Raw genomic sequence first — 15,929 nt, forward strand, 5'->3', positions numbered from 1 at the left:
CCCCTGGGGCGTTCTACTCACGTCCGGCAGAGGTGAACGTCATGTCCGCGTAGCGGTCGCCTGCCACCTTTGCCGCGATCGGCTCCAGCAACGCCAGCTGCTCTTCCGTGAGTTCGATCCTTGTCGCCGCTACGTTCTCTGCCACACGGCTCGCCTTCGTCGTGCCCGGGATCGGGACGACCGTCAGGTCGTGGGCCTGGGCCTGGTGCTGGACCCAGGCCAGGGCTATCTGGCCCAGGGAGGCACCGTGGACCTCTGCCACCGTGCGGATCGGGTCCAGGAGGGCCGTGTTCGTGGCCGCGTTGTCGCCGGTGAAGCGGGGCTGGTGGCGGCGGAAGTCGTCGGCTGTCAGATCCTTGTCGGCGTCGGCGAAGGAGCCGGTCAGGAAGCCTCGGCCCAGCGGGGAGTACGGGACGAGGGCAACGCCCAGGTCACGGGCGGCCGGGACCACGCCCGTCTCGATGTCACGGCTGAACAGGGACCACTCCGACTGCACGGCCGCGATGGGGTGGACGGCCTGGGCCGTACGCAGCTCCGTGCCGGTGACCTCGCTCAGACCCAGGTGCTTGACCTTGCCCTCGCGGACCAGCTCGGCCATGGTCGCGACGGTCTCCTCGATCGGCACGTTCGGATCGCGCCGGTGCATGTAGTAGAGGTCGATCACGTCGACGTCGAGCCGCTTCAGGCTCGCCTCGACGGCCTGGCGGATGTACGGGGTGTCGTTGCGGATGACGCGCCGGGTCGGCTCGTCCGGCGGGATCGACAGGGCGAACTTCGTGGCGATGACGACCTCGTCACGGTGGGCCTTGAAGAACGGCGAGAGGAACTTCTCGTTCTCCCCCGCGCCGTAGGCGTCCGCCGTGTCGTAGAGCGTGACGCCGAGTTCCAAGGCCCGCTCCAGGGTCGCCCGGGACGCGTCCGCGTCCGTGGGGCCGTACGCGAAGCTCATGCCCATGCAGCCCAGGCCCTGCACCCCCACCTCGGGGCCGTCGGCGCCCAGTCGTGCGGTCGGGATCCTGATGTCGGTCATCCGGCCTTCTCCGTTTCGTAGCGGTGACCGGCATCGGCGTAGAAGCTGATCTTCCGGTCGAGCACGGCGAGCGTGTCCTGCAGTTCCGTGATCCGGGTCAGAACGTCCCGGCGGGTCGACTCCAGCAGTTCGAAGCGCTCGCCGAAGGTGTGGTCGCCCTCGCGGACGAGTTCCGCGTAGCGCACCATGTCGGCGACCGGCATCCCTGTGAGCCGGAGCTTGCCGACGAAGTCGAGCCAGTCCAGGTCGCGGTTGCTGTAGCGGCGCTGACCGGTGTGCGAGCGGTCGATGTGCGGCATCAGGCCGATGCGCTCGTACCAGCGCAGCGTGTGCGCGGTCAGCCCGGTGAAGGCGACGACCTCGCTGATCGTGTAGCTGTCCTGGCCCTGGGGGCGCCGGTGCGGGTGCGGCGGGGCGCTGCAGCTGTCGGTCCTGGTACCCGTCGTGGTGGTCTCCATCACCGTCATGGCCTCAACGCTATGACCTTGGAGTGCACTCCAAGCAAGCGAAACCGGTAAGAATTCGCGGGACGTCGACCGGGCGGGGTGGCTAGCGTGCGGGACATGAGTCTCGTACGACGTGCCACGCCCGAGGACGCCGGGGAAGTGCTGCGGCTCCGGCAGGTGATGATCGACTCGACGGCCGGCACCGATCCGTCCACCCATTGGCATGCCGGGTCCTTGCCCGCGCTCAAGGAGCGGCTGGCGGACCCGGACGGGGACTTCGCGGTCTTCGTCGTCGATCATCCGGAACGGCCGGGAGCGGCGGCGATGGCGGCCGGGACGCTGGAGTACCGGATCGGGCGGGCGGACAATCCGCACGGGCGGGTCGGGTACGTCTTCAGCGTGGCGACCGACCCCGACGCCCGCCGTCGCGGTTACGCGCGGGCATGCATGACGGAACTGCTGGCATGGCTCCGCGAGCGGGGCGCCGCCCAAGTCGACCTGAACGCCTCCGCCGAGGCCGAGCCGCTCTACGTCTCCCTCGGCTTCGTCCGCAAGCCGGACCCCTCGATGCGGCTGGCACTGTGACCGGCATAGTCTCGACGGCATGTCGCTGAAGAGCCTCGCCCTGATCGAGAACTGGCCGGTTCCGACCGCCGCCGCGGCCGTCGTACGGGCGGACGGGACCCTGCTCGGTACGCACGGTCCTGTCGGGCACCGGTTCCCGCTGGCATCGGTCACCAAGCCGCTCGCGGCGTACGCGGCGCTCGTCGCGTACGAGGAGGGTGCGATCGAGCTCGACGAGCCGGCCGGGCCCGCGGGGTCGACGGTGCGGCATCTGCTGGCGCACACCTCCGGGCTCGCCTTCGACGAGCACCGGGTGACGGCGCCGGCCGGGGAGCGGCGGCTGTACTCCAACGCCGGGTTCGAGCAGTTGGGCGACCACATCGCGAAGGCGACGGACATCGCGTTCGCGGAGTATCTGCGGCAGGCCGTGCTGGAGCCGCTGGGCATGGTGTCGACCTCGCTGGAGGGGTCGCCGGCCAAGGACGGGGTCTCGACGGTCGAGGATCTGGTCCGGTTCGCCGCGGAGGTCCAGGCGCCCCGTCTGCTGGATCCCCGTACGGTCGCGGACGCGATGACGGTTCAGTACCCGGGTACCAAGGGTGTCCTGCCGGGGTACGGCCATCAGAGCCCCAACGACTGGGGGCTCGGCTTCGAGATCCGTGACTCCAAGTCCCCGCACTGGACGGGGGCTTCGTCCTCACCCCGCACCTTCGGCCACTTCGGCCAGTCCGGTACGTTCCTGTGGATCGACCCCGTCGCGGGCGCGGCCTGCGTGGCACTGACCGACCGCGCCTTCGGTCCCTGGGCGGTCGAGGCGTGGCCGGCCTTCACGGACGCGGTACTCACGGACCTGCGGGGCTGAGGCCCTTCTTTCCTCGCCCCCGCCGCCCCTACCCGTCCCATCCCTGGGGGCTGCGCCCCCCAGACCCCCGCTGTCGGCCCTGAACGGGCCTCGTCCTCAAACGCCGGACGGGCTGAAAGATACGAACCGGCGTCAGTGAATTCAGCACGAACCAGTGGGGCCGTGCATCTCCCAGATCAGCAGTTCCGCCGCCGTCACACCCACCGTGTCCAGGCCCTCGGCGTTCGTGACGCGGGCCGCGTCGCCTGGGTGCAGGTGTTCGCCGTTCAGGTGTACTTCGCCGCGTACGACATGGACGTACAGGTGTCGACCGTCCGGCACCGCCGTCCGCTCGCCGACCGCGAGCCGGCGTACGTGCAGCATGGCCGCCGCCTCCGGGACGGCGTACGGCGTCGAGTCGGCGATGCCGCGGACGATGTCGTAGGACGGTTCGCCGCCGGGCTCCAGGGGGGCCAGCCACATCTGCACGAAGGTCAGGGGGGTCTCGCCGTCGTTGCGCTCCACGTGGCGGACGCCCGCGGCCGAGCTGAGGCGCTGCACGTCCCCGGCCCGCACGGTCGTCTCGTGGCCCGTCGAGTCGCGGTGGGTGAGCTCGCCCTCGACCACCCACGTCACGATCTCGGTGTGGCTGTGCGGATGCTCGTCGAATCCGGCGCCGGGGCCGAGCCGCTCCTCGTTGCAGGCGATCACCGCGCCGAAACGGAGGTTGTCGGGGTCGTAGTGCGGGCCGAAGGAAAAAGCGTGGAACGACTCGATCCCGGTCGCCGGATCGCCCCCTGGGTAGCGCTCAGCGGCGCGCCGTACGTCCATCACGGACCCCACCGTAGCCCTCACCCGGTACCCGGCGGAGCGCACTCACGTCCGGATAAGGCAGTCTTGTCCCCGTGCCCGAACCCGAAGCCAGCAACACCGAAGCCTTCGCACGTGACTCCCATCCGCACTCGGCGACCCTGAAGCGGCTGGAGAAGTCGGCCGGGTCCCTGGCCGCGCAGGCCATCGCGCGGATGGACGAGACGCTGTCGTGGTACCGGGCCATGCCACCGGAGAACCGTTCCTGGATCGGGCTGGTCGCACAGGCCGGTATCGCCGCGTTCACCGAGTGGTTCCGGCATCCCGACGCCCCGCAGGCGATCTCCACCGATGTGTTCGGAACCGCTCCGCGCGAGCTGACCCGGGCCATCACGCTGCGGCAGACCGTGGAGATGGTGCGCACCACCATCGAGGTCATGGAGTCCGCCATCGACGAGGTGGCCGCTCCCGGTGACGAGTCCATCCTGCGCGAGGCACTCCTCGTCTACGCCCGCGAGATCGCCTTCGCCACCGCCCAGGTCTACGCCCAGGCCGCCGAGGCACGCGGCGCCTGGGACGCCCGGCTGGAATCGCTTGTCGTCAACGCCGTGCTCAGTGGCGAGGCCGACGAGGGGGCCGTCTCCCGGGCCGCCGCGCTCGGCTGGAACGCGCCCGAGCATGTGTGTGTCGTCCTCGGCACCGCTCCCGACGGGGACTCCGAGCTCACCGTCGAGGCCATTCGGCGGGCCGCCCGGCATGCCAAGCTCCAGGTGCTCACCGGGGTCCTCGGGGACCGGCTCGTCGTGATCGCCGGCGGCAGCGACAACCCGCTCGCCGTCGCCAAGTCGCTGATCGGGCCCTATGCCGCGGGACCCGTGGTCGCCGGGCCCGTCGTACCCGATCTGCTGGCCGCCACCCGCTCCGCGCAGGCCGCCGCGGCGGGGCTCAAAGCCGGTACTGCCTGGCAGGACGCCCCGCGCCCGGTACTGGCCGACGATCTGCTTCCGGAGCGCGCCATCGCGGGTGACCCGAGCGCGCGCGAGCAGTTGGTGGAGGAGATCTACAGACCACTGGAGGAAGCCGGTTCGGCTCTTCTCGAGACGCTCTCGGTCTATCTCGAACAGGCGAGCAGTCTCGAAGGCGCCGCCCGGATGCTCTTCGTCCATCCCAACACCGTGCGCTACCGGCTTCGACGTGTGACTGACGTCACCGGCTGGTCGCCCTCCGACGTGCGATCCGCGTTCACGCTGCGGATCGCCCTCATCCTGGGGCGTCTGGTCGACGGGGATATCCAGCTCTAGGCTTTTGTCGGGGGTCCACAAAACCCCCTCGTGTTCTTCGTCCCTGTCCCCACGGGCGGCCGTGCCCGTCCACAAGAGAGAGTGTGAGAGTGCTCGTACTCGTCGCTCCCGGCCAGGGCGCCCAGACGCCCGGCTTCCTGACCCCCTGGCTCGAACTCCCCGGTGCCGCCGACCGCGTCGCCGCGTGGTCGGACGCCATCGGCCTGGACCTCGCCCACTACGGCACCCAGGCCGACGCGGACGAGATCCGTGACACCTCGGTGGCCCAGCCGCTGCTGGTCGCCGCCGGAATCCTGTCCGCCTCGGCACTCGGTGCCGTGACCCCGGGCGCCGTCGCGGGCCACAGCGTCGGTGAGTTCACCGCCGCCTCCTTCGCCGGTGTCCTCGACGACACCGCCGCGCTGACCCTCGTACGCAAGCGCGGTCTGGCCATGGCCGAGGCCGCCGCGATCACCGAGACCGGGATGTCGGCGCTGCTCGGCGGCGACCCCGAGGTGAGCGTCGCGCACCTGGAGAAGCTGGGTCTGACTCCGGCGAACGTGAACGGCGCCGGCCAGATCGTGGCCGCCGGCACCATGGAGCAGCTCGCCGCGCTGAACGAGGACAAGCCCGAGGGCGTCCGCAAGGTCGTCCCGCTGAAGGTGGCCGGCGCCTTCCACACGCACCACATGAGCCCCGCGGTCGACGCGCTGGCGAAGGCCGCCGAGGCCCTCACGCCCGCCGACCCGAAGCTCCCCTACGTCTCGAACAAGGACGGGCAGACGGTCGCCACCGGCGCCGAGGTCCTTGCGCGTCTGGTCGGCCAGGTCGCCAACCCGGTCCGCTGGGACCTGTGCATGGAGACCTTCAAGGAGCTCGGTGTCACGGCCCTGATCGAGGTGTGCCCCGGCGGTACGCTCACCGGTCTCGCCAAGCGCGCGCTGCCCGGCGTGAAGACGCTGGCACTCAAGTCCCCCGCCGACCTCGACGCTGCTCGCGAGCTCATCGCAGAGCACAGCGCCTGAAAAGGAGCCAGAGAGCAATGTCGAAGATCAAGCCCAGCAAGGGCGCCCCGTACGCGCGCATCCTCGGTGTCGGTGGCTACCGCCCGACGAGGGTCGTGCCGAACGAGGTGATCCTCGAGACGATCGACTCGTCCGACGAGTGGATCCGCTCGCGCTCCGGCATCGAGACCCGGCACTGGGCGAGCGACGAGGAGACCGTCGCCGCGATGTCGATCGAGGCGTCCGGCAAGGCGATCGCCGACGCCGGGATCACCGCCGAGCAGATCGGTGGCGTGATCGTCTCGACCGTCTCGCACTTCAAGCAGACTCCGGCCGTCGCCACCGAGATCGCCCACAAGCTCGGCACGGACAAGGCGGCCGCCTTCGACATCTCGGCCGGCTGCGCGGGCTTCGGCTACGGCCTGACCCTCGCCAAGGGCATGGTCGTCGAGGGCTCGGCGGAGTACGTCCTGGTCATCGGTGTCGAGCGGCTGTCCGACCTGACCGACCTGGAGGACCGGGCCACGGCCTTCCTGTTCGGTGACGGTGCCGGCGCGGTCGTCGTGGGCCCCTCCCAGGAGCCGGCCATCGGCCCGACCGTGTGGGGCTCCGAGGGCGACAAGTCCGACACGATCAAGCAGACCGTGGCGTGGACCGAGTACGACAGCACGGGCAAGTTCCCCGCCATCACGCAGGAGGGCCAGGCGGTGTTCCGCTGGGCCGTCTTCGAGATGGCGAAGGTCGCCAAGGAGGCGCTGGACGTCGCCGGCATCACCGCGGACGAACTGGACGTCTTCATTCCGCACCAGGCCAACGAGCGGATCATCGACTCGATGGTGAAGACACTCAAGCTGCCGGAGACCGTCACGGTCGCGCGTGACGTACGCACCACCGGCAACACCTCGGCCGCCTCGATCCCGCTCGCGATGGAGCGGCTCCTGGCGACCGGCGAGGCGAAGAGCGGCGACACCGCGCTCGTCATCGGCTTCGGGGCGGGTCTCGTCTACGCCGCGACTGTCGTTACCCTCCCCTAGGCACTCCGTGCCGGGTCAGTAACAGGTCCGGTTCGGAACGCACTGCCAAACCCTCTGGACAACAACGAAGGAGCGCCTCAAATGGCCGCCACTCAGGAAGAGATCGTCGCCGGTCTCGCCGACATCGTCAACGAGATCGCCGGCATCCCGGTCGAGGACGTCCAGCTGGACAAGTCCTTCACCGACGACCTGGACGTCGACTCGCTGTCCATGGTCGAGGTCGTCGTCGCCGCCGAAGAGCGCTTCGACGTCAAGATCCCGGACGAGGACGTCAAGAACCTCAAGACGGTCGGCGACGCCACCGACTACATCCTGAAGAACCAGGGCTGATCCCCGGATCAGTCCATTGCCCCGCCACCCGGCGGTGGCGCCGCTGAATCCTCGTAATCGTTGGAGAAAGATTTCCCGTGAGCCCGACCAATCGCACCGTGGTCGTCACCGGTATCGGCGCAACCACACCGCTGGGTGGCGACGCAGCCTCTACCTGGGAGGGTCTGGTCGCCGGCAAGTCCGGCGTGAAGCCCCTGGAGCAGGAGTGGGCGGCCGACCAGGCCGTCCGTATCGCGGCTCCCGTCGCCGTGGAGCCGACCGAGGTCATCCCGCGGCCGCAGGCCCGGCGCCTGGACCGGTCGGCGCAGTTCGCGCTGATCGCCGCCCAGGAGGCGTGGGCCGACGCGGGCTTCACCGGCAAGGCCGGTGAGGACACCGCCGTCGACGCCGACCGCCTCGGTGCGGTCATCGCCTCCGGCATCGGCGGCGTCACGACGCTGCTCGACCAGTACGACGTGCTGAAGGAGAAGGGCGTCCGCCGCGTCTCCCCGCACACCGTCCCCATGCTCATGCCGAACGGCCCGTCCGCCAACGTGGGTCTCCTCGTGGGGGCCCGCGCCGGTGTGCACACCCCGGTCTCCGCGTGCGCCTCGGGCGCCGAGGCCATCGGCTACGCCATCGAGATGATCCGCACCGGCCGCGCCGACGTCGTCATCGCGGGTGGCACGGAGGCGGCGATCCACCCGCTGCCGATCGCCGCGTTCGGCAACATGATGGCGATGTCCAAGAACAACGACGACCCGCAGGGCGCCTCGCGTCCCTACGACACCGCGCGCGACGGCTTCGTCCTCGGCGAGGGCGCCGGCGTGATCGTCCTGGAGTCCGCGGAGCACGCCGCCCGGCGCGGTGCGCGCGTGTACGCCGAGGCGGTCGGCCAGGGCATCTCCGCCGACGGCCACGACATCGTGCAGCCCGAGCCGGAGGGTCGCGGTATCGCCCAGGCCCTGCAGAACCTGCTCGCCAACTCCGACCTGAACCCGGCGGAGATCGTGCACGTCAACGCGCACGCCACCTCGACTCCGGCCGGTGACGTGGCCGAGCTGAAGGCGCTGCGCAAGGTGTTCGGCGACGAGGCCGACCACTTCGCGGTGTCCGCCACGAAGTCCATGACGGGTCACCTGCTGGGTGGCGCCGGTGGTGTGGAGTCCGTGGCGACGATCCTCGCCCTGTACAACCGTCTCGCCCCGCCGACCATCAACGTCGAGAACCTCGACCCGGAGGCGGAGGCCAACGCCGACATCGTCCGCGGTGAGGCGCGCAAGCTGCCCGTCGAAGGCCGTATCGCCGCGCTCAACGACTCGTTCGGGTTCGGCGGTCACAACGTGGTGCTGGCGTTCCGTACGGTCTGAGAGACCTCTGTACGCAACTGAAGGGCCCCCACCGGTCGGTGGGGGCCCTTCGGCATGCCTGGATTCCTAGACGACCTGGTGCAGCCAGCGCACCGGGGCGCCCTCACCCGCGTATCTGAACGGCTCCAGTTCGTCGTCCCACGGCTTGCCCAGGAGCTTGGCGATCTCCGCTTCCAGGTTGGTCTCGCCGCCCTGGGAGCGGGCCAGTGCCGCTCTCAGGCGGTCCTCGGGGATCAGGATGTCGCCGTGGATGCCCGTCACCGCGTGGTAGATGCCGAGGTCGGGGGTGCAGCTGTAGCGCTCGCCCTCGGCGGTGGGACAGGGCTCGGCCGTCACCTCGAAGCGCAACAGGTGCCAGCCGCGCAGGGCCGACGCCAGCTTCGACGCGGTGCCCACCTCGCCCTTCCAGGAGAACTCCGAGCGCCAGGTGCCAGGGGCCGCCGGCTGCCGGATCCAGTCGAGGTTGACGCGCGTGCCGAGCACCCCGGCGACGGCCCACTCGACGTGTGGGCACAGCGCGCGCGGCGCGGAGTGCACGTACAGAACTCCACGTGTCGTCACCGGGACCTCCGGGCAGAGCGGGACCATTGTGCGAATGGACGGAACGGTGGTGGCGGCAGCCACGTTGATGGCGAGGCTACCGTGCGGCGGCGCAAGGAGTGTGACGTACCGTCGGTCCCGGTGCCCCGAAACGCCCGCCATTCACCCAGCAGGACGCTAGTAGGGGTGTGAGCCGTTGCACGGCGACGGCTGGTGAAGGTCGGGAACTCCCGTGCGTTGGTATGGAGGGGGACGAAGTTCGCAGGGGATTGCATGTCGACCGAGGGGATCACCAAAGGGATGCGGAAGCGAAGCCACCGCTCGCGTGCCGTTCTCGCCGTCGTGACGGCGGCCGTCGTGGGCGCCGCCGGCTGTGACGCCGTCGGCGGCAGCGAGTCGGCGCCGTCCGGCACCGAGGCGCAGAGAGCCAAGCCCTCCCCCAGTCCGACGACGCCCGCCTGGGACTCCAGCCCGTCCTCCCTCGCCGCCGTGGGCGACTCCATCACCCGCGGTTTCGACGCCTGTTCGCTCCTCCAGGACTGCCCGGAGGCCTCCTGGGCGACCGGCAGTCGCGCCGAGGTCGACAGTCTCGCCGTACGGCTGCTGGGGTCGGCGAAGGCGGCCTCCAACAGCTGGAACTACGCGGTCAGCGGGGCGCGGATGACCGATCTGGCCGGGCAGATGGCGCAGGCCGCGGCGAAGAGGCCCGGGCTGGTGACGGTGATGGCGGGGGCCAACGACGCGTGCCGGGACTCCACCTCGGCGATGACGTCCGTGGCCGACTTCCGGGCACAGTTCGAGGACGCGATGAGCACCCTGCGGGACGCGGCGCCGAAGGCGCAGGTGTACGTGGCGAGCGTGCCGAACCTGAAGCGGCTGTGGTCCGAGGGGCGCACCAACCCGATGGGCAAGCAGGTGTGGAAGCTCGGGATATGCCCGTCGATGCTGGGCGACGCGGATGCCGTGGACACGGCGGCGACCGAGCGGCGCGACACCGTGCAGGACCGGGTGGAGGCGTACAACGAGGTCCTGGAGGAGGTCTGTGCCAAGGACGAGCGGTGCCGTTTCGACGGGGGCGCGGTGTACGAGTTCCGGTTCGGCACGGACCAGCTGAGCCATATCGACTGGTTCCACCCGAGTGTGAACGGGCAGGCCAGGCTGGCCGAGATCGCCTACCGGGAGGTCACGGCGGAGAAGGCGTGACCTAGAGTTTTGAACATGAACGAACTCTTCGGCACACTTCCCGACGGCACCCCGGTCCACCGCTGGACGCTGGAGCGGGCCGGAGTGCGGGTCAGGGTGCTGTCGTACGGCGGGGTCGTGCAGTCCGCCGAGGTCCCGGACCGGGACGGAGGCGCCGGGAACGTGGTGCTGGGGTTCGCGGACCTGGACGGATATCTCACGCACACCGGGCCCTACTTCGGTGCGCTGATCGGCCGGTACGCGAACCGGATCGCCGGCGGCCGCTTCCCGCTGGACGGGGTGACGTACGCGCTGGCGCCCAACAGCGCGCCGAACTGTCTGCACGGCGGCGAGCGCGGCTTCGACAAACGGGTGTGGGACGTGGCGCCCGTCGAGCACGGCATCCGGCTCTCCCGGGTCAGTCCGCACGGCGAGGAGGGCTTCCCGGGCCGGCTGGAGCTCTCGGCGACGTACACGCTGGACGCGGACGGTGCGCTGCGGATCGCGTACGAGGCGGTGACGGACGCGCCGACGGTTCTCGCCCTGACGAACCACAGCTACTTCAACCTGGCCGGCTCCGGGGACACGGGCGGCCATGAACTGCGGATCGCCGCCTCCCGGTTCACGCCGGTCGACGCGGACCGGATCCCGACCGGGGTGCTTCAGGACGTGACCGGCGGGCGCTTCGACTTCCGGGAGAGCCGGAAGGTGGGCTCGGGGTACGACCACAACTTCGTGCTCGACAAGGGTGTGACGCGGGCGCCGGCCGAGGTCGCCGAGCTGCACGACCCCTCCACCGGGCGGGTGCTGACGGTGTCCACCACCGAGCCGGGCCTGCAGCTGTACACCGCGGACCACCTGGAGGAGCCCTTCGTGCCCTGCGAGGGTGTCGCGCTGGAGACCCAGCACTTCCCGGACTCCCCGAACCGGCCGGAGTTCCCGAGCACGGTGCTGCGGCCGGGCGAGGTGTTCCGGTCGGAGACGGTGTACGCGTTCTCCACGCGCTGAGACCCCGCTCAGGGTCTCGGAAAACCACAAGCCCCGGCCCGGGTGTCAGGTCCCGGACCGGGGCTGCTCATGGGGAGTCCTACTCCCGGATCAGACGTTAATCGTGGCGGTGAGGCGACGGTCCGTGATCGAGCGGCCGATCTGGATCTCGTACGAACCCTTCACAAACGACCACGAGCCCTCCGCGCCCTCTCCCCCGGTCCATGTCTCGAAGGCGCGGCGCGGGATCTCGACGGTGACCTCGGTGCTCTCGCCGGGCCCGGCCTCGACGCCGGCGAAGCCGGCCAGCAGGCGCTCGGGGCGGTCGGGGCCGGGAGCGTCGACGGGGGCGAGGTAGACCTGGACGACCTCGCGGCCGGTGCGCTCGCCGGAGTTGCGGAGGCGGACGCGGACCGTGGTGCCCTCGACCTGGACGGACTCGTAGGTCCAGTCGGTGTAGCCGAGGCCGTGGCCGAAGGGGTACGAGGGGGTGCGGCCCTCCTTCGTCCAGGCGCGGTAGCCGATGAAGACGTCCTCGGTGTACGGGAGTTCGCCGTCGGCGGGGAGCACCCGGGTGACCGGGGCGGCGTCCAGGGAGCCCCAGGTGGTGGGCAGGCGGCCGCCTGGCTCGTGGGCGCCGGTGAGGACGTCGGCGAGGGCGGCACCGCCCTCCTGGCCGGGGAACCAGCTCAGGAGTACGGCGGCGACGTCGTCGCGCCAGGGCAGTTCGACCGGGGAGCCGGAGTTGACGACGACCACGGTGTTCGGGTTGGCGGCGGCGACGGCACGGACGAGGTCGTCCTGGCGGCCGGGCAGTTCGAGGTCCCCCCGGTCGAAGCCCTCGGACTCGACGCGGTCGGTGGTGGCGACCACGACGACGGCGGTGTCGGCGTTCCGGGCGGCCTCGACGGCCTCGGCGATCAGTTCGTCGGCGTCGCGCTGCGGCTCCTGGTGGGCGAGCGCGAAGGCGATGACCATGAACGGGATGCCTTCGGGCAGCTGGAAGACATAGGTGAGGGAGACCTCGACCGGTTCGCCCGCGGTCAGTTCGACCTCGCCGTGGGGCGCCGGGGAGCCGAAGAAGGCCTCGAAGGGGTCGCTGGTGTCGGCGGGGAGCTGGAGGTCGTCGTAGTACGTCGTGCCGTCGACGGTGAGGGTGAAGGCGCCGACGCCCTTGATGCCGAAGGTGTGGGTGCCGCTGTCGCGCGGGGTGAAGGTGCCGGTCAGTTCGATGGTGTGGAGGGTGTCGTGGGTGACGCCGTCGGGGAGGTCGTTGCCCATCCACTGGATCTGGCCGTTGGGGGCGTTGCCGGTGCCGATGACGTTGCCGTCGATGTCGCGGCAGACGGCGCGCAGGGTGAACCCCTTGTCGGCGACCGCGAGTTCGGTGTTGGGGTCGGCGCCGACGGCGTAGGTGAGGGTGCCCTCGGGGAGGGCGGCGGTGAGGCCGTCGAGCGGGGAGACGATCCGGGGCGGGAAGACGGTGGCGGAGCCGCCGCCGAGGACGCGGGCGTCGCGGGCGGCGGCGCCGATCAACGCCACGGTGCCCTGCTTCAGCGGCAGCGCGCTGTTCCCCTCGCGTACCTCGTTGCGGACCAGGACGAAGGCGCGGCGGGCGATCTCGCGGGCCAGCGCCTCGCCGTCGATCGTGTCCGGGAGCTCGGTGACGACCGGTTCGGCGCTCTCCAGGATGCCCACGCGGGCGGCGAGCCGGAGCACGTTCCGCACGGCCTCGTCGACCTTGGCCTCCTCGACCTCGCCGTCCCTCACGGCCTGGGCGAGGGCCTCGCCGTACACGGTCCGCGGGCCCGGCATGGCGACGTCGAGGCCGCCCTCGATGGCGCCCTTCGTGGAGCGGGCGGCCATCCAGTCGGAGACGTTGTAGCCGTCGAAGCCCCACTCGCCGCGCGCGATCTCGTTCACGAGGTGGTGGTGCTCGGTCATCGTCACGCCGTTGACCTGGTTGTACGCGGTCATGATGCCCCACGGGCGGGCGTTCTCGACGATGAGCTCGAAGGGTCGCAGGTAGAGCTCGCGCAGGGCGCGTTCGGAGACGACGTTGTTGACCGTGAAGCGGTCGGTCTCGGCGTCGTTGGCGACGAAGTGCTTGACGGTGGTGCCGACTCCGCCGGACTGGACGCCGTTCACATAGCCCGCGCCGATGAGTCCCGTGAGGTACGGGTCCTCGCTGTAGGCCTCGAAGTGGCGGCCGCCGAGCGGGGAGCGGTGCAGATTGACGGTGGGGGCGAGCAGGACGTGGACGCCCTTGCGGCGGGCCTCCTGGGCGAGCAAGGTACCGGCGCGGCGGGCGAGTTCAGGGTCCCAGGTGGCGCCGAGCGCGGTCGGGGACGGCAGCGCGATCGAGGGGTCGTCGGCGGTCCAGCGCACGCCTCGGACGCCGATCGGCCCGTCGGACATGACGAGGGACTCGAGGCCGATCTCGGGCAGGGCGGGCAGCGTCCACATGTCCTGGCCGGCCAGCAGCCGGGCCTTCGCGTCCAGGTCGAGCTTGCCGAGGGCCGCCTCCACAGCAGCCTCGCGCATCTGGTCCGCCGGGGTGGCGATGGGGGTCCCCCCGCGCGAGGGGATTCGAGCGTGGGGGCGGGTGCCCGCCATTGGGTCCTCCTGGTTTCGGGTCCGTGCCGTTTCCCCATCGTGCACCCGTTACCTGTAGACCGGTAGGTTTCGTTATCTGGCCGTTATATTTGGCTTACGGTCATGCCGTACGGTGACCCCATGAACGCCAGGGTCAGGAGTGAGGAACGGCGCGCGGAGATCGTCCGGGCGGCCCTGGAGGTGATCGCCGAGCGCGGCTACCGCGGGGCGAGCCTCGCCGCCGTCGCGGAGCGCGTCGGGCTCACCCAGCAGGGGCTGCTGCACCACTTCCCCACGAAGGAAGCGCTGTTGGTCGCCGTGCTCAAGGAGCGGGACCAGTGGGACGCGGTGCCGGACACCCAGTGGCGGATCGACCTGCTCGCCTCGCTCGTCGAGTACAACGCGATGCGGCCCGGCATCATCCAGACCTTCTCGGCACTGCTCGGCGAGAGCGTGACGGACGGGCATCCGGCGCGCGCGTACTTCACCGAGCGCTATGCGCAGGTGCGCGCGAGCATGGCGGCGGTGCTGCGTGCCGAGTACGGGGACCGGCTGCCGAACGGGCTGACGCCCGAGCGCACGGCGCCGTTGCTGGTGGCGGTCATGGACGGGCTGCAGTACCAGTGGCTCCTCGACCCCGAGTCGGTGGACATGCCGGGGGCGTTCCGGGACTTCCTCAGGCTGCTGGGCGAGAACCCCGAGAATCCTGAGAACCCGGCCTGACCGCGGCGACCACCTCCACCTCGATCTGCGCCTCCGGCCGGAACAGCTTCGGCACCTCGAAGGTCATGCTGGTGGGCGGGGTCCCGGTGAGGAACTCCCGTCGTACGGCGCCGTATTCCTGCAGCTTGCCGATGTCGGTGAGGTAGGTGCGGATGTTGATGATGTCCGCGAGGGTGCCACCGTGGGCCTTCAGCAGGGCGTCGATCGTCTCGAAGACGCCTCGGCTCTGCTCGGCGAGGGTCTCCCCCTCGGCGATCTGTCCGGAGACGAACAACAGGGCGCTGCCGTCGGCCTGTTCGACTCGGGCGACCTGGGAGTAGTAGGGGCTCAGGGGCTGGGGTGCGGAGGCGGGGCTGTCGATGGTGACCTTCATGAGGCTCCCTTGTCTGCGGGTTCAGGCGGTGCGGATGCGGGCCGCGGCCCGGGAGATGTCCTCGCCGGGTTCGGCGACACGTCGGTAGAGCTCCGACGCGGCCTCGCTGACGGGCAGTTGTGCCGTCTTCGTGGCCAGGTCGAGGTCCTTCACCGCGAGCGTGACGTCGAAGTGCACGCCCTCGGCGTGGGCGCGGGCGACGACTCCTGCGAGGGGGCCGCTCGCGAGGGCGGTGCGGGCCGTGTCGCCGTCCAGGCCGAGGGCGTCGGCGAGCCGCAGGGCTTCGGCGACCACCGCGATCCCGCTGATGACGGCCGAGTTGAGGACGAGCTTGAGGGCGGCGCCGGAGCCGAAGGGCCCGGTGCGGGTGACGTTGCCGAGGTGGGCGAGGAGGTGCTCGACGCCGGCCGTGTCACCGCCGGCGAGGATACCGAGGGCGCCCGAGGCGGCCTTGTCGGTGCTGCCCATGACGGGCGCGTCGACGAGGGTGACCCCTTCGGGCAGTCGGGCCGCGAGGCGGTGTACGGCACCCGGGCCGACGGTCGACATCTCGATCCAGTGGACGCCGGGCCGCAGGGCTTCCGCGGCGGCCCCTGCCACCGCCTCCAGCGCGTCGGGGCCGGCGAGCATGGTGATGACGACGTCGGCGTCCCGGACGGCGTCGGCCGGGGAGGCGGCGAGTCCGGCGCCCTCGGCGACGAGCGGTCCGGCCTTCTCGGCGGTGCGGTTCCAGACGGTCAACGGGTGGCCTGCGGCGAGGAGTCGGCGGGCCATGGGGGCGCCCATGTGTCCCAGGCCGAGGAATGCGATGTGCTCCATGACGCCGACGCTATGTCCACCC

17 protein-coding genes are annotated in these 15,929 nt (G+C 70.7%); 10 read left to right on the forward strand and 7 right to left on the reverse strand.

Annotated features, from left to right (window positions below; translation table 11 throughout):
* Positions 1–13: 13 nt before the first annotated feature.
* Together OHU89_RS16590 and OHU89_RS16595 are read right to left on the reverse strand one after the other, a co-directional pair.
* A complete protein-coding gene (locus OHU89_RS16590) occupies positions 14–1,030 on the reverse strand; it encodes an aldo/keto reductase (protein ID WP_405643673.1) in 1,017 nt (338 codons plus the stop codon).
* Positions 1,027–1,497 carry a MerR family transcriptional regulator gene (locus tag OHU89_RS16595; protein ID WP_046259149.1) on the reverse strand — a complete coding sequence of 157 codons (471 nt, stop codon included), beginning with the start codon at positions 1,495–1,497 and terminating at the stop codon, positions 1,027–1,029. The genes OHU89_RS16590 and OHU89_RS16595 overlap by 4 nt, the downstream gene beginning before the upstream one ends.
* 96 nt (positions 1,498–1,593) lie before the next feature.
* Between OHU89_RS16595 and OHU89_RS16600 the strand changes: the two genes are divergently transcribed.
* On the forward strand, positions 1,594–2,061 hold the full coding sequence (locus OHU89_RS16600; protein ID WP_405643676.1) for a GNAT family N-acetyltransferase: 468 nt from the start codon (positions 1,594–1,596) through the stop codon (positions 2,059–2,061).
* 19 nt (positions 2,062–2,080) lie between these two features.
* Positions 2,081–2,902: a serine hydrolase gene (locus tag OHU89_RS16605; protein WP_266893044.1), complete on the forward strand. Its 822-nt coding sequence runs from the start codon at positions 2,081–2,083 to the stop codon at positions 2,900–2,902.
* Positions 2,903–3,043: 141 nt separating this feature from the next.
* On the opposite strand, the gene OHU89_RS16610 is transcribed toward OHU89_RS16605, so the two are convergent.
* Entirely contained in the window at positions 3,044–3,712 is a 669-nt protein-coding gene (locus tag OHU89_RS16610; protein ID WP_267016519.1) for a pirin family protein, read from the reverse strand.
* A 74-nt stretch (positions 3,713–3,786) separates the two neighbouring features.
* Here OHU89_RS16610 and OHU89_RS16615 point away from each other — a divergent pair, with 74 nt between their 5' ends.
* The 5 genes from OHU89_RS16615 (at position 3,787) to fabF (ending at position 8,688) form a co-directional block, all read left to right on the forward strand.
* Positions 3,787–4,992, forward strand: a complete 1,206-nt coding sequence (locus tag OHU89_RS16615) for a CdaR family transcriptional regulator (protein WP_046259152.1) — start codon at positions 3,787–3,789, stop codon at positions 4,990–4,992.
* An 89-nt stretch (positions 4,993–5,081) separates the two neighbouring features.
* Positions 5,082–5,996: an ACP S-malonyltransferase gene (locus tag OHU89_RS16620; protein WP_405643680.1), complete on the forward strand. Its 915-nt coding sequence runs from the start codon at positions 5,082–5,084 to the stop codon at positions 5,994–5,996.
* 17 nt (positions 5,997–6,013) lie between these two features.
* On the forward strand, positions 6,014–7,009 hold the full coding sequence (locus OHU89_RS16625; protein WP_266893038.1) for a ketoacyl-ACP synthase III: 996 nt from the start codon (positions 6,014–6,016) through the stop codon (positions 7,007–7,009).
* A gap of 81 nt (positions 7,010–7,090) precedes the next feature.
* Positions 7,091–7,339: an acyl carrier protein gene (locus tag OHU89_RS16630; RefSeq protein ID WP_019067091.1), complete on the forward strand. Its 249-nt coding sequence runs from the start codon at positions 7,091–7,093 to the stop codon at positions 7,337–7,339.
* Between the two features lie 77 nt (positions 7,340–7,416).
* The gene (gene fabF / locus OHU89_RS16635) at positions 7,417–8,688 is read left to right on the forward strand and encodes a beta-ketoacyl-ACP synthase II (protein ID WP_405643684.1); all 1,272 of its coding nucleotides are present in this window, start codon (positions 7,417–7,419) and stop codon (positions 8,686–8,688) included.
* Positions 8,689–8,754: 66 nt separating this feature from the next.
* On the opposite strand, the gene OHU89_RS16640 is transcribed toward fabF, so the two are convergent.
* Positions 8,755–9,249 (reverse strand): DUF3145 domain-containing protein, encoded by a 495-nt coding sequence (locus OHU89_RS16640; protein WP_361540205.1) that lies wholly within the window; start codon positions 9,247–9,249, stop codon positions 8,755–8,757.
* 279 nt (positions 9,250–9,528) lie between these two features.
* Between OHU89_RS16640 and OHU89_RS16645 the strand changes: the two genes are divergently transcribed.
* On the forward strand, positions 9,529–10,431 hold the full coding sequence (locus OHU89_RS16645; RefSeq protein WP_405643686.1) for an SGNH/GDSL hydrolase family protein: 903 nt from the start codon (positions 9,529–9,531) through the stop codon (positions 10,429–10,431).
* 15 nt (positions 10,432–10,446) lie between these two features.
* Positions 10,447–11,418: an aldose epimerase family protein gene (locus tag OHU89_RS16650; protein ID WP_405643689.1), complete on the forward strand. Its 972-nt coding sequence runs from the start codon at positions 10,447–10,449 to the stop codon at positions 11,416–11,418.
* 90 nt (positions 11,419–11,508) lie between these two features.
* Here OHU89_RS16650 and OHU89_RS16655 read toward each other — a convergent pair whose 3' ends face one another.
* The gene (locus OHU89_RS16655) at positions 11,509–14,013 is read right to left on the reverse strand and encodes a glycoside hydrolase family 3 protein (RefSeq protein WP_405643692.1); all 2,505 of its coding nucleotides are present in this window, start codon (positions 14,011–14,013) and stop codon (positions 11,509–11,511) included.
* Positions 14,014–14,115: 102 nt separating this feature from the next.
* On the opposite strand from OHU89_RS16655, the gene OHU89_RS16660 reads away from it, so the two are divergent.
* On the forward strand, positions 14,116–14,715 hold the full coding sequence (locus OHU89_RS16660; RefSeq protein ID WP_267016016.1) for a TetR/AcrR family transcriptional regulator: 600 nt from the start codon (positions 14,116–14,118) through the stop codon (positions 14,713–14,715).
* Here the strand turns inward: OHU89_RS16660 and OHU89_RS16665 are convergent.
* Entirely contained in the window at positions 14,669–15,088 is a 420-nt protein-coding gene (locus OHU89_RS16665) for a RidA family protein (RefSeq protein ID WP_405643695.1), read from the reverse strand. The two genes, OHU89_RS16660 and OHU89_RS16665, sit on opposite strands and share 47 nt — an antisense overlap.
* A gap of 21 nt (positions 15,089–15,109) precedes the next feature.
* Positions 15,110–15,907 (reverse strand): NAD(P)-dependent oxidoreductase, encoded by a 798-nt coding sequence (locus OHU89_RS16670; protein WP_405643698.1) that lies wholly within the window; start codon positions 15,905–15,907, stop codon positions 15,110–15,112.
* Positions 15,908–15,929 lie beyond the last annotated feature (22 nt).

Source organism: Streptomyces sp. NBC_00019 (genome assembly GCF_045041015.1).
GTDB lineage: Bacteria > Actinomycetota > Actinomycetes > Streptomycetales > Streptomycetaceae > Streptomyces.

Coding starts and splice junctions, on each gene's coding strand:
- OHU89_RS16590 (WP_405643673.1), bottom strand. CDS start 1,030: ATGACCGACATCAGGATCCCGACCGCACGACTGGGCGCCGACGGCCCC.
- OHU89_RS16595 (WP_046259149.1), bottom strand. CDS start 1,497: ATGACGGTGATGGAGACCACCACGACGGGTACCAGGACCGACAGCTGC.
- OHU89_RS16600 (WP_405643676.1), top strand. CDS start 1,594: ATGAGTCTCGTACGACGTGCCACGCCCGAGGACGCCGGGGAAGTGCTG.
- OHU89_RS16605 (WP_266893044.1), top strand. CDS start 2,081: ATGTCGCTGAAGAGCCTCGCCCTGATCGAGAACTGGCCGGTTCCGACC.
- OHU89_RS16610 (WP_267016519.1), bottom strand. CDS start 3,712: ATGGACGTACGGCGCGCCGCTGAGCGCTACCCAGGGGGCGATCCGGCG.
- OHU89_RS16625 (WP_266893038.1), top strand. CDS start 6,014: ATGTCGAAGATCAAGCCCAGCAAGGGCGCCCCGTACGCGCGCATCCTC.
- OHU89_RS16630 (WP_019067091.1), top strand. CDS start 7,091: ATGGCCGCCACTCAGGAAGAGATCGTCGCCGGTCTCGCCGACATCGTC.
- OHU89_RS16645 (WP_405643686.1), top strand. CDS start 9,529: ATGCGGAAGCGAAGCCACCGCTCGCGTGCCGTTCTCGCCGTCGTGACG.
- OHU89_RS16650 (WP_405643689.1), top strand. CDS start 10,447: ATGAACGAACTCTTCGGCACACTTCCCGACGGCACCCCGGTCCACCGC.
- OHU89_RS16655 (WP_405643692.1), bottom strand. CDS start 14,013: ATGGCGGGCACCCGCCCCCACGCTCGAATCCCCTCGCGCGGGGGGACC.
- OHU89_RS16660 (WP_267016016.1), top strand. CDS start 14,116: ATGCCGTACGGTGACCCCATGAACGCCAGGGTCAGGAGTGAGGAACGG.
- OHU89_RS16665 (WP_405643695.1), bottom strand. CDS start 15,088: ATGAAGGTCACCATCGACAGCCCCGCCTCCGCACCCCAGCCCCTGAGC.
- OHU89_RS16670 (WP_405643698.1), bottom strand. CDS start 15,907: ATGGAGCACATCGCATTCCTCGGCCTGGGACACATGGGCGCCCCCATG.